The 414-nt window shown below is 66.2% G+C and carries 1 pseudogene; it reads left to right on the top strand.

Annotation, left to right across the window (positions count from 1 at the left end):
- Window positions 1-141 precede the first annotated feature (141 nt).
- Window positions 142-291, top strand: a pseudogene (locus U8L64_RS20135) (glutathione-dependent formaldehyde dehydrogenase); the annotation flags it as partial.
- Between the last annotated feature and the right edge of the window lie 123 nt (window positions 292-414).

Here is a 414-nt window from a genome sequence, read left to right on the forward strand (position 1 = left end):
GCGGTTGATCAGCACGAACTCGCGCGAGGCATCGAAGCAGAGGATCGGCCGGTCGCGGTACAGGCGCAGGAAGTAGGCGTCTTCGATCATCCGCGCGTACTGCTTGACCAGTTGCAGGGCAAAAGTCTGCGAGTCTTTCGACGCAAGTACATCCCGCGGCTGATCGAGATGATCCAGGCGCGGCGCCACGCCCCGGCCACGGTGCTCCCGCAGGTCAAGCCGATGACCGCCGCGATCGCTGCGAGCGAGGCGTTCGACCGCCGCGAGAACGGCCGGATCAAGGTCGAGCTGCCGGTGCCGTCGGTCACGCTCAGGCTGAAGCTGTCGGTCTCGGTACCGGACCCGTCGGTGGTCGGCTCGGTCAGTTCGTAGGTGTAGCTCGCCACGCCGGTGGCGGCATTGTAGGCCGTTACC

The sequence above is a fragment of the Pseudomonas sp. FIP_A4 genome, from assembly GCF_036701605.1.
Lineage (GTDB): Bacteria > Pseudomonadota > Gammaproteobacteria > Pseudomonadales > Pseudomonadaceae > Stutzerimonas > Stutzerimonas phenolilytica.